Here is a 13,783-nt window from a genome sequence, read left to right on the forward strand (position 1 = left end):
GAGAACAGGATGAATCAGGAAGATCAAGTGCAGGTGTATATGGATGAATTGCAGGAAAGAGCCAAGTCGTTAACAGGGGTACAGCTTGAGTTGGCAGGTTATGTTGTGGAGATCGCCGGGTCTACGTATTTGCGTGGAGACGAAAAGATGTTTTTGAATACAGAAAAGTTGCTTGAAAGGCTGGCTGCAGAGACACAGAAGCCATTATTCCAGCCACTATTGGATGTGCTCCAGCATCTGGCGAGTGAGTCATTGGTTGCACGATTCCGTTATATTGCAGAGCGTGCGACCCGTTTCCCATACAGTAACAACTATGAACGCAGGCCCTTCCGCACATCCGATCCGGGGCAGCATGTAGCACAGGTCATCCGTAAACTGATGGGGTTGTTCCGGATGGAAATGAATAATTTTTCTCTGGAAGAATATGTGTCACTTCGTGAGTACAAGCTGGATTATCTGCATGAGATCCGTTGGGTCCTGGCGGATTGTATCGCGTATGAACTGGATCATCAGGGCGGAGGTATGAAGCAGGCGCTGCACGATATTATATATGGTGACAATCAGAATGCACTGTTAACCCATGAAATGATAAAGGGCATATTCATGAGCGATCAGGTGGAAGCCTATCAGATGGTAGGTGAGCTGCTGGTTGCAGCACGGTTGCAGGAAGGTCTGCGCCAAAGCATTGTGGAGCGGATGGATGAAGGAACACTGGAAGCCTATATTTACATATTAAAAATCATTATCGACAACAACCTGATTCGTTTCAGTTCTGTGGTAAGAGCGCTCGCTGTCTGGACGGGGATCGGCATAGAAGCAGCCAATCAGCGAGTTGCTGCACAGCTCATTGAACAGGCTCATGAGGCGCTGGTACAACCAGAGGTACGAGAAGCCTGGCAGCAGGAAGCGAACGCGAACAAACTCTTTATCAGCCTGTGGGCGACAGCAGTCATCGAAGAGAATGATTTGAAGAGCAAGATCATCGAGATTATGGATCAAGGCCAATTATATCAGAAGATCGTTGCCCAATATGTACTGGCTAACAGCCAGAACCGAGAGCTTCGATTGGACATTGCACGTCGGTATTTGGAAGCGCAGGATACCGAGTTAATGCACTGGATTGTGACCAACTATGACGCCATGTATATGTATAACTGGAGTTTCGAGAATGGTGAGAATCAGCGTAGCGTTTACGTGTGGCCATTGCAGGCTCTTGAAGATAAGGCCTTGCGGCGTCAGGACTTTGAACGATTCAAACAGATGCTGGGTGTCATTCCAAAAGGCGGGTCAGGCGGACCATCGGGTGTACTTGAGTATGTTCACTACCGGATTGATATGGATGATGTAGTCAAAAAAATGTTATATCTGGCCGCTTATGATATGGACCCGGAATGGATCGGCGAAGTCATTGCAATCAAGGACCGCCTAAGCCCGGAACTGCGCGGAGAACTGTTATCCCAGTTTGTTCAGCATCCTGAGAATGAGGTGCAAAGACAGTTTGTGTTTGAGAGTCTGTCTGATAAAAGTATGAGTAACCGGGAGAGTGCACTCGCCAAGGCGAAGTTGCTCACGTTGACAGTTGAAGAGATGGAACAGATGGAGACACTGATGAAGCTCAAGACAGGCTCACTTCGTCAGAAGGTCATCCATGTGTTATTACTGCAACCTATAGACCAATTGAAGGTCTCACTGAAGCGACTTTTGCAGGCCAAGAGTGAGTTGCAGCGTCTGGGCGCACTCGAATTGTTGACCGAGATTGCGGCAGATCCGGAGCGGGCAGATCAGCAGGAGGCATTACAGCCATTGGCGCAGCTTATTGAGACACCAACTGCCAAGGAACAGAAACTGCTGGATAAGCTGACCGATCAGGGGAGTCGTTACACAGCCTCCAATGGATTTGGTTTATTTGATCCGAAGCGACGTGAGCCATTGCTGGATGAGATGCGTGATCTCAAGGACGTTACTCCGAAGGACATCTTCACGCTATCTCTGGATAAGACCAGACCTTTTCTGGAGGGTCTCAATGAATTGGTGCATGAACACAGGGATTATGAGTATGAAGTGGAGTACTACGCTGGCTATAAAGAAACATTGTTAGTTGGAGCGAGTCTTCGCTCCAAGGTTCCGTATGGAGAGCGCAATGAAATGAAGCATATGCAGCAGTTTCCGCTTCATGAGGTATGGGAGAACTATATTCAACATGGCGAGTTTAGCAGTATGGAGTTAATGCAGTTGTATATGGTTATACAGCTCCGGGATTTCAATGGCAAATTGAGCGACCATTACAGTTACTTCCATGATCAGTATAGCTATGAAGAACTGCAAAAGATTCCGTTACTGGAAGGCTGGCGCAAGACGTTTGCTGAACAAATCTATCCGCTGGAGGATATCGAAAAACTGCAGCAGATGCTGAATTCGTTACCGTATAAGGATCAGGTAGTGGCGCTTATATCGGCGGCATTTCTGGATAGCGATCCGATCGATACGTTTGAGATAGCCGAGAAGACTTGGGCCTCTATTATTGCGAGTATGCCTGCTGATCGACTCGAAAAGGAGTCAGGCATGCTTCACATTCTGACTGGACCCTGGAATTATGTGGTTCGTGGCAAAATCCATGACGATAACAGCTTCAAACGTTTCTTCCAGACGGCTTACCAGTTCACCAGTCTTGTAGAGCGTAGTGAGCCGCTGTCTTTACTGTCACTTGAAGATTTCCTCCGTGCGTACCAGTTGAACCTGATTGGCGAACAGGAGATATATCGACAGGTTCTGGTCGGTGGGAATCGTCTGATGTTTATTCGGAACTTAACATCCACTCGTACGGAAGAGATCGCAAGTGACCCGAAGCTGATTCACTTACGGGATACGGTCGTTAATCGGATTCTGGAAATCGAGCTGACCCGGGGAGAACTATCTACAGAAGTAAGTACACTTGCCATGAAACTGGAACGAATTGAAGGCATGGAACACTGGGTACATCTAGTCTCTGCGATGGATCAGGATACTTTTGTCCGTGGATATATCTACAGTTATGGGGACAACACAACACGCAAAGAGACGTTCAGCTATCTGATTCAGAATTGTCATCCACGGGATGGAGAAGATGAGAAACAACTCGGAGAGTTGCTCCAGAAATACCCGATTAAAGAGAAAAAATTGCTGGAAGCAGCCATGTACGCGCCACAGTGGATGGAGATTGTTGCAAAACATCTGGGATGGGAAGGTCTTCGCAGTGCGGCATGGTACTTCCATGCTCATATCAATGAACGCTTTACTGCGGAGAAAGAAACCATCGTGGCCCACTATTCTCCAATCTCACCACAGGACTTTAATGAAGGTGCGTTTGATATCGCTTGGTTTGAAGAAGCTTATGCTGCTGTCGGGGAGGAACGGTTCAATCTCTTATACGATTGTGCCAAGTATATTTCCGGGGGAGCCAACCATCGCAGATCTCAATTGTTCGCGGATGCTGCACTGGGCAAGCTTCGGCTGGAGGATATGCGTGATTCCGTGTCAGACAAGCGAAACAAAGATCATTTATTAACTTACAGTCTGATTCCATTCGCCGTAAATCGTGAACAGGATCTGCGTGAGCGTTACGACTTCATTCAGAAATTCCTGACGCAGAGCAAGCAATTCGGCGCACAACGCCGCGCAAGTGAAGGTGTAGCATCACAGATTGCACTGGGTAACCTTGCTCGTAATGCTGGATATGCCGATGTTACGCGGCTGATGTGGGACATGGAAGCACGTAAGCTCGATGAAATGAAAACTTTCTTTGAGCCACATGCATTGGATGCTGACACGACAGCACAATTGGTCATCGATGAGGAAGGCCAGCCCGAGATGGTTATCGTTAGCAAAGGCAAGACACTCAAATCTGTACCTGCCCGGTTCAAAAAAGATGGATATATCGCTGAACTGAAAGAGCTCAAAACGGATCTGGTGGATCAGTATCGCCGGGCAAGACAGGAGCTGGAGCGTTCGATGACGGCTGGAACATCCTTTACACGTCAGGAAATTGCCAGTCTGATGCAAAATCCGGTTATACATCCGTTGGTAAGAACGCTTGTATTCCAGTCAGGTGACAAGATGGGAAGATTCGATGGTTCGTCCAGTGGTCTGGTTGCTCCAGGACCAGAGGGTACGATCCATGCCCTAGCGGAACAGGATCAACTGTTGATTGCTCATCCGCTTCATCTGTATCAGAGCGGAAGCTGGAGTGAATTCCAACGGGATCTGTTCACCCGTCAGGAGCGTCAGCCGTTCAAGCAGGTATTCCGTGAATTATATCTTCCTAACGAGGACGAATTGGCTAATGGTACGGTGTCCCGTCGATATGCCGGGTATCAGATTCAACCGAAAAAAACAGTTGCTCTGCTCAAAGGACGCCAATGGACAGTCAGTTATGAAGAAGGTCTGCAGAAGGTAAGCTACGAGCATAATCTGATTGCAAATCTCTATGCCATGGCCGATTGGTTCTCACCGGCAGATACCGAAGCACCAACACTGGAGACGGTGCAGTTCTACGATCGCAAGAGCTACAAACCTGTACCGTTGCAAGATGTGCCGCTGACGTTCTTCTCGGAAGTTATGCGTGATATTGATCTGGTGGTCAGTGTTGCACATGTGGGAGGTGTAGATCCGGAAGCCAGCCTGACCACCATCGAGATGCGCCATGTCATTGTGAACGAGTCGTTGCGTCTGCTGAAGATCGACAATGTACGTCTGGATGGGAATTACGCACGGATTGATGGTAAATTGGGTGAGTATGCTGTTCATCTGGGTAGCGGCAATGTATTCAAACAAGCTACAGGTGCCCTTCATATCGTACCAGTGCACAGTCAGCATCGGGGTCGAATCTTCCTGCCATTCCTTGATGAAGATCCGAGAACGGCCGAGATTCTGTCCAAGGTGATGTTGCTTGCCGAAGATAAGAAGATCAAGGACCCGCAGATTCTTGCACAGTTACAGAATTAGAAGTTAGCGAATTAGAAGGGAACCGCCCTGTGGGGCGGTTTTTTTTATTTGTTACCCCGATTTTCAATGTATCTCCGAATCTCGTGAACAAGCGGGAGAGACTTCAACATAAGCGGCTGAGGAACCTGATAAAAGGGACTTCAGTTGCTTTTATATTTTGGATAAATCAATGGGCCGGATTGGTTCCGGTTTCAAATAGACCTAGGACCCAGAGTATCTCAACATATTCCTTAATATGTTAATTAATTGCATTAATTGGTTGGTGAGGAGTGGGTCGAACCGACTGTTTTTAAAAGTAGAGAATTTGTTCAGAAATAGTTACGGAACTGTAAATAATTCGCTTTCTTGTTATGTTATCTGAATTTAAAGTGAGATGATTCCAAAGGACTAGGCTCGCTATAATCTGTTATTTACCAAATATAAGGGGGTGTAATTCATGATCATGTCGGCTATCGTTAGGAAGCGAAATCTGCTGTCTTGCTTGCAGGCTGCAGTTTCCGAAGCCATGTGCAGGACGACCTGAATGCTTGAAAGACTGGGATCAAGCCAGTTTGCATTCCCTTGTATACATGTATTCAATATGTGCACAAGAAAAATGATCAAGAGAGAGGGAGAACTTACAACATGAACAGAAGACTCAATCTAATTTTCCTCAAACGATGGTTTATGCTATTAATCATCGTGGCGGTTGCGGCTATGCCGCTGCATGCCTTCGCCGCGGAGGCGGAATTCGGGGCTGATCGGCCTTGGATGAACAAATCCTTATCTGCGGAGGAGCGCACCGAGCTGTTGCTCAAGGAGATGACGCTGGAGGAGAAAGTTGGATTCGTAACTGGTAAAGTAAATAACTATTATGGTTTCTATAATGATGGATTGGAGCGCCTCGGCATTCCGGCATTACAGATGGCAGATGGACCTGCAGGGGTACGTGTGGCCAACCCGGATGTGCAGGACAAAAAGTCTACGGCACTGCCTGCACCAATTGCGCTAGCTGCTTCCTGGGACACTAATCTTGCCAAGAAATATGGTGATCTGATCGGTCAGGAAGCACATGATACAACACATAATGTAGTTCTCGGCCCTGGGCTGGATATTGCACGTACACCATGGGGTTCCCGGAACTTTGAATCGCTCGGTGAAGATCCATTGCTGGCTTCCGGTATGGGTGCAGCGTATGTAAACGGGATTCAAAGCAATCCGGTTATCGCTACAGCGAAACACTACATCTTGAACAACCAGGAGACGGAGCGTTTCACCACCAATGCAACAGCCAGCGAACGTGCCATTCAGGAAGTCTATGCACGTCCGTTCCAAGCGATGGTTGAAAAAGCGGATCTCGGTTCCGCAATGTGTTCATTTAACCAGGTGAACGGTACATACGCTTGTGAGAACAAGGAGATGCTGACCGATGTCCTTAAGGATCAGTTTGGCTTCGAAGGGTTCGTCATGAGTGATTACGGTGCAAACTTCAGCACTGCCAAATCCGCCAATGCGGGTCTGGATCTGGAGACACCTGGGGAGCCGTATGGCAAATGGGGAGACAAATTGCTGGAAGCCGTGAACAAAGGCGAAGTCAGCGAGCAAACGATTGATGAGAAGGTTAGACGCATTTTGCTTCAGATGTTCGATAAAGGGCTGTTCGATAATCCTGTAACGAATACACAAATCAATGCCAAGAAAGACGGCAAACAAGCGCGTGAAATTGCAGAAGAGAGCATGGTTCTTTTGCAAAACAACGATAATGTACTGCCACTTTCCAAGAAAGACGTGAAATCCATCGCGGTCATCGGACCGGATGCAGATAACGCATCAGCTGCTGGTGGTGGTAGCAGTCTGGTTAACCCGACGTATACCGTAAGTCCACTGCAAGGTATCCGTAACCGTGCCGGTAACGGTGTGGATGTAAAATATGCGGCCGGAACTGATCCAATCTCCGCAGGAGATGCATTTAATGGACCGTCTGCCGTACCTTCCACTCTTTTATCGCCAGCAGATGCTCAAAAAAGTGAAAGAGACTATGGTACAGATCGTGCGGAATACGGTCTGCGTGCTGAATACTGGACGAATAAAGATATGGAGGGTAACCCTTCTCTGGTCCGTACAGACAATCAGGTCAACATGAATCTTGGATTTTACAACTATGAAGGTTTTAACGCACAATCTTCCAAGCTTCCCGTGACACCAACGAAATTCAATGCCAAAATGTCCGCTCGTTGGACAGGGGCAATCACAGCCCCTCAAACGGGTGAATATAAACTGTCCCTGACCAGTCTCGGTTCTGCGAAACTGTATGTGGATGATGAGTTACTCGTAGACAATCAAGGTGATACATTGAGCACAACGAAGAAGGAAATCACGTTCAAAGAAGGCGAGTCCCACGACATTCGGATTGAGTATCGTACCGATTTCCCGGTACAGTCCAATCATGATATGGGCGCACAGGTTCGTTTTGGCTGGGAAGCTCCAGAAGACGCTGTTGATATTAAAATGCAAAAAGCAGTTGAGCTGGCGAAAAAATCCGATGTTGCCGTCGTAGTAACACGTACGTATGACAGTGAAGGTTATGTAGACCGTTCCGATCTGGAACTGCCGAATAACCAGGAGCAACTGATTCGCAAGGTAGCGGCAGCCAATCCGAAAACGATCGTGGTGCAGATGAGTGGTCGTGCTGTAGAAATGGATTCCTGGCAAAAAGAAGTACCATCCATCGTTCAGGCTTGGTATGCAGGTCAGGAACAAGGTAACGCCGTGGCACGTGTTCTGTTCGGAGATGTGAATCCATCCGGTAAATTGCCGGTGACGTTCCCATCTGATGATTCCCAGACCCCGGTATCCACTGCGGAACAATTCCCGGGTGTAAATGGGGTGGGTAACTACTCCGAAGGTATCTTTGTAGGGTACAAAGGATACGACAAAGAAGGCATGACACCCGCGTTCGCCTTTGGACACGGACTGTCGTATACCGATTTTAATTATCGCAATCTGCATGTGAAGAACACTGGCAAAGGCGACAAAGCAACCGTTGAAGTGTCTCTGAACCTGCGCAATACCGGCAAAGTTTCCGGTGCAGAAGTGGTACAGGTCTATGTCGGCAATCTGCCAACCAAAGTGGAGACGCCAGAGAAGCAGCTCGCTGGTTGGGCAAAGGTTGATCTGAAGGCAGGCAAGCAGCAAAGAGTGAACATTCAACTGGATCGCAGTGCACTGTCCTATTGGGATGAAGCATCCCATGAATGGGTAATGCCTAAGGGTAAAGTTCAAGTGTATGTCGGTAGTGCATCAGATGATATCCGTCTGACAGGCAGTGTGAATATCGGAAGCAAGTCCGGTAAATAAAAGTGAAGTCAGGGAGATCGCAAAAATGAGTCGTGGCCTAGTGGCCGCGGCTTTTTCCATAATGGAAGGAGAGTGAAGTGTGATGATCATAGGCTGGCGAGAGCATCCCAAACGATGGATCATCCTGTTCATCGCTGTTTGTTGTGTCGGTGTAGGGGTCTGGATTATCTTCAACCGAAGTGAACAACCCGCTCCGCCACCGGTTGTGGACAAGCAGAGAGCGGCCGAAGTCTGGTTAACCACAGGAGATCAGCAAAATCTGCTTACACCACAAAAGCCTATTCCAATTACAGATCAGAATGATGCAGACACAGGCTCTTCAGTTGCTTCAACGCAGGAGTCAGACACTTCTTCGTCGGAGTTCACCATACAGATTGATTCGGACAAGACGTATCAAACCATGGATGGATTTGGCGCAGCGATGACAGGTTCGTCGGTACATCTGATTAATCAGCTTCCAGGGGAAAAGCAAGAACAACTGCTGAAGGAACTGTTTACAACAGAAGGGCTAAACATGGATATGGTGCGTCATACGATTGGTGCCTCCGATTATTCAGTGGATGAATTAGGCAAGGCTTCAAGCTATACCTATGATGATATCGAGTCCGGCACGGATTATGAGATGCAACACTTTTCGATCGATAAAGATCAGGATGTTGTGAATATGTTGGAGCGTGTAGCTGGATTGAAACCGGATCTTAAAGTGTTTGGCACACCGTGGACGGCCCCGGCTTGGATGAAGTACGGGGAAGAGAAGACCACTAACGGCTGGTATCTGGATTATAACAATCCCAAGGTATATGAAGCTTATGCGAGATATTTTGTGAAGTATATCGAAGCTTATCAGGCGAAGGGCATTCCCATCTACGGGATCACGTTGCAAAATGAACCGGAGTTCACCTCGGATAAATATCCGAGTATGAGTATGGGGGCCGAAGAACAAGCCATATTCATTCGGGATGATCTCGGCCCGGCACTACAGGATGCGGGACTGGATACACGAATCATCGCATATGATCATAACTGGGATCGGGCGGTCGAATATACCGGCAAGGTGCTGGGTGATGAGCAGGCTGCTGCCTATATCGATGGATCTGCTTTTCACTGTTATGCAGGTGATCCATCTGCCATGTCGGAAGTGCATGAGCGCTTCCCGGATAAACATATCTATTTTACCGAATGTAGTGGTGGGGAGTGGAGTCCTGATTTTGGCGAGAATCTGAGCTGGCAGATGTCCAATCTCATCATTGGTGCACCTCGCAACTGGGCGAAGAATGTACTGCTCTGGAACATTGCACTCGATCCGCAAGGGGGTCCCACGAACGGGGGCTGTGAGAACTGCCGTGGGGTTGTGACGATTGACCCGGACAGTGATGAAATCACTAGAAATGTCGAGTATTATGCGTTGGGCCACATCAGCCGTTATGTGCGTCCGGGAGCTGTAAGAGTGCATTCCACGCAAGAACATGGGCAGATCGAGAACGTTGCCTTCCGCAATCCGAATGGAACGATGGTGCTGGTTGCAGCTAATACGGGTGAAGCAGATGTTTCCTTTGATGTAGTCATGGATGGAGATACGTTTCGATATGTGCTGACTTCCCAATCGGCAGTTACCTTCCGTTGGAACCCGAAAATGGGGACAGAGCATTAATTCAAGCTTGGGGATTAGAGTGCAGATGGAAGGATGGCATGGTAAAAGGCTTTTGGAGTTTTTTGAATAGGCTGATAAATGATAAGAGGCAGGCGGGGTAACGTAAGCTTGCCCATAGATAAACACCCCGGCAACCTTTCCCCTGAGATGGGAAGGTTGCCGGGGTGTTTATCGTTTCTCTTACCGGTTAGCCACGGTCAATGGACCGGGCCGGAAGGGAATCTTTTTTTACCGGAGATTAATGTGTCTCTTCATCCAGAAAAGGTTTGTTCACCGCATAATACATAAAGCCCATCAGCAGCACACCACCCACCAGATTACCCAAGGTCACGGGCACCAGGTTGTGAAGCACACCTTCAAATGAGATCGTCCCCGGGTGATTCAGCACAAGCGCGATCGCGAACGTACACATATTGGCGATGCTGTGCTCATATCCCGAGATGAAGAAGCAGAACACAAAGAGCATCATGGCAAACATTTTGGCTCCATTCTCCTTCATGAACATCGGGACAAAGAACGCCATACATACGAGCCAGTTACACAAAATTCCCCGGAAAAAGAGCTGCATGGTTGGGACCTCCATCTTGTGCTCCACTACGCTTAACAGAAACCCATTCACCTGAGACGAGTCGAACAATCCGGTCAGGTATATTAACAAGGCAAACACGGCTGCGCCCATCAGATTACCGCTATAACTTGCAATCCACAGCTTGATCACTTCGAACCAGCGCAGTTTCTTGCGCAGCGCCGCATACGTGTAATAGAACGTATTGCCCGTGAACAGGTCACCCCCACCGTAGGCGATCAGGATGATGGCCGCGCCAAACGTAATGGCTGCCATCGGATAGGTAAACGGGGACTGCTCCATATAAAAGAAGTTACCTGTCTTAAACGCCACGATGACGCCGAATCCGATAAACATACTGGCCAGCATGGAACGTGCAAGGTACCTGATTAAGCTTTGTTTGTAAATCTTGTGTTTCTTCAGAGCAAGTTGTTCCACGTTCCGTAGAGCTTCCGTTTCCATAATTCTCCTCCAGTAGTTAAGTTGAATGATTGCATTAACTTACAAATCTCACCAAGTTCCTTTTATTATAACGATTTTTGAGATAGTAACACGCTTTTTCAGAAAGAATATCTTTAATCAGTTAAAGTTTATTTTGGATGTGAACTTATAATATGGGTTCATATTGTTTGCATTTTTTGAATAGTTATTTGCATATTTTTCTCGTTCCGTAATTCTGAAATTTATATAGAACAATGTATCCCCATGTTAAGTGAAATTTGTATGGGTTACATCGATATAATCTTCTTTTATCTGGTTTTTTTACTAGTTGTTTCGTTCAGAAATTGTTCAGAGTATCTTGATAAAATTTGTGCGGAAAACGAAGTTTTATTGGGAGGAACAAATATGAATCAGGATTGGAAAAAAGTGTTGCTGACTTCACTGGTAGTAGGCATGCTGTGGGGAACTCAATTTGTCAACGCAGCAGAGCAAACCGGAGAAGCAACAGTCTCCGTATCATCGGTTTTTACAGATCAGAACGATATACGATCGTCCTCTCTTCAAGCGGTAAAGGAAGCAGTAGAGAAAGGGTTGATCTCGGGTTATCCAGATGGATCATTTCACCCGGATAAGCCTTTGACTCGGAGAGAAATGGCTGTGTTGTTGGCCAAAGCATCACAATTAGAGACTGATAAGAATTCCAACACTGGGCTTAACCATTCAGATTGGGCCACTCCTTATATTGAAGCAATTCGTCAAGAGGGATGGATGACCAGTGATGCAACAGGTAATTTCCGTGCTAACGATCCGATTCGTCGTGAAGAGCTTGCTTCCATTTTGGTAAGAGTTACAGGAACACAAGGAGCAAAGGGAGGCCAACAGCAGACGCTTGCAGATGAATCTACGATAAGTGGTTGGGCTAAAGAACAGGTACATACGGCGTTGAAACTGGGGTTATTGGATTCCAATGAGGGGAAATTCGAATCCAAGGCTTTGGTGGAGCGGCAAGATATAGCAAAAGTTCTCGTTGATGTTTTCCAGACGGGTGAGCGGACAGCCTCTTTGACTGCACTGGACGGAGATATTGCTTATGTGGATGGACGTCCATTTGTGATTAGTCAGGCATTGCAAAGAATTTTGAATGACGAGAACAAAGAAGCATTGCAGAACGCAGTAATTACTTATGATGCACGTACACGTAACCTGTCTGCCTTATCAGAAATCCAGATCACCCAAGCAGGCACGCCACAAAATTACGTGAAATTAAATTTGGTCGGTACCTCCTATCAAGGTGTGGTCACAGTCTCTTCAAATCATGTTGCTCTCAAGGCTGATACCTTGTCCAAGGTTGTATTAAAGCCAGGCGTAAGTGCGATAACGATTGATGGAGATATCGATGCGGTAACCGTAGATACGACTGACAAAGTCACTGTTCTAGGAAGTGGAACGTGGAAGGAAATTGTGTTAAAAGACGTGAAATCCATTATTCAATTACCGACAAGTGTAAAAACAAATACAGTTATTCTTCCAAAAGGCGGTGTAACCTCACAGATCATTCGTAGTGCACCACCACTAACCGCACCATCCAGCAATACCGTGGCAAACAACTCCAATTCTGGCTCAGGATCAGCGACACCAACAACTCCTACACCGACTCCGACTCCAGAACCTGAGCCGCCGGTTATTGTACCTCCGTCTCCTCAGAATAAACCGCCTGTTGTTCAGTCTAACATCTCTGACATGATGGTGTTTTTCGGACAAGGCATGCAAGAGGTTGATCTTGGAGCTGTATTTACTGATCCAGATGAGGATGAGCTAAACTATGAAATTACCGAAATCGATCATAATATCGCTACTGCGAATATTCAGGGTTCAAAATTAAAAATTGTGGACGTTGCTATAGGGCAAACCACGGTTACGGTGAAAGCTGCAGATGGAAAAGGAGGAAGTGTATCGGCTACATTCATTTATTTGGTGAAACCGGCCTTTGTTCCACCACCATTCCCGCCTTTACCGCCTATCATCATCCCACAACCACCAATCAACCATGCTCCTGAAGTGGTAAAAACACTGCCAACTGTTACGGTTGAATTGGGTACCGTGAGTAAGACAGTTGATTTGGCTGATGTGTTCGCTGATATGGATGGCGACATTCTATCGTATTCAGCGCAATCTTCTGATCCCGCTGTGGTAGAAGTGAGTGTACAAGGAGATATATTGACTTTAGATCTCAAGAACGTTAAAGGTTCTGCCACCGTTAGCGTCAAGGCTACTGATCCCGCTGGTAAAGACGTTGAGACCACATTCACGGTTAAGGTGGAGGACCCGGATGCAGGAAAGAGCCTGTTTATTTCCGAGGTGGTCTGGGGAGAAGGCACTACTCAAGCGATCGAACTGTATAATCCAACGTCCAAACCAATTGAACTCAGTCAGTTTGAAATTAAACGTAGTGATATAGACGATCCGATTACGTTTGCTCCTGGAACTATCATTGCACCTTATAAAACAATGGTCATTGCCGATGACTCCACAGATTTCACGATCAATGAGGACGAAATCTATTATGTGTCTTTTAATTTTGATATTGATCAACCCCAAGACATTACTTTGATACTCTATCAGATTAACGATGGGGAACCTATGGATACAGCCATCTTGAAGCCTGCGCAATCTTTAACAAGGACGTCAGGCAATGTTCGTGGTGATGCAAATTATGAAGGAGCACGATGGATCCAACAAGGAGAGAACTATTACAACGGTCTGGGTAACTACACATCCTCACCTTCGATTCCTTAATTTTGAATATCCCA

At 46.9% G+C, this 13,783-nt stretch carries 5 protein-coding genes; 4 read left to right on the forward strand and 1 reads right to left on the reverse strand.

From position 1 onward, the window contains the following. Nucleotides 1-9 precede the first annotated feature (9 nt). The 3 genes from MKZ12_RS04580 (at nt 10) to MKZ12_RS04590 (ending at nt 9,967) form a co-directional block, all read left to right on the forward strand. A complete protein-coding gene (locus MKZ12_RS04580) occupies nt 10-4,980 on the forward strand; it encodes a DUF4132 domain-containing protein (protein ID WP_339258973.1) in 4,971 nt (1,656 codons plus the stop codon). Between the two features lie 624 nt (nt 4,981-5,604). After that, nucleotides 5,605-8,316, forward strand: a complete 2,712-nt coding sequence (locus MKZ12_RS04585) for a glycoside hydrolase family 3 C-terminal domain-containing protein (protein ID WP_339258975.1) — start codon at nt 5,605-5,607, stop codon at nt 8,314-8,316. Nucleotides 8,317-8,398: 82 nt separating this feature from the next. Further along, on the forward strand, nt 8,399-9,967 hold the full coding sequence (locus MKZ12_RS04590; RefSeq protein ID WP_339261310.1) for a glycoside hydrolase family 30 beta sandwich domain-containing protein: 1,569 nt from the start codon (nt 8,399-8,401) through the stop codon (nt 9,965-9,967). Between the two features lie 238 nt (nt 9,968-10,205). On the opposite strand, the gene MKZ12_RS04595 is transcribed toward MKZ12_RS04590, so the two are convergent. Next, on the reverse strand, nt 10,206-10,994 hold the full coding sequence (locus MKZ12_RS04595; protein ID WP_017690511.1) for a formate/nitrite transporter family protein: 789 nt from the start codon (nt 10,992-10,994) through the stop codon (nt 10,206-10,208). 384 nt (nt 10,995-11,378) lie between these two features. On the opposite strand from MKZ12_RS04595, the gene MKZ12_RS04600 reads away from it, so the two are divergent. Next, a complete protein-coding gene (locus MKZ12_RS04600) occupies nt 11,379-13,769 on the forward strand; it encodes an S-layer homology domain-containing protein (protein ID WP_339258977.1) in 2,391 nt (796 codons plus the stop codon). Nucleotides 13,770-13,783: the final 14 nt, after the last annotated feature.

The sequence above is a fragment of the Paenibacillus sp. FSL R5-0713 genome, from assembly GCF_037973325.1.
Lineage (GTDB): Bacteria > Bacillota > Bacilli > Paenibacillales > Paenibacillaceae > Paenibacillus.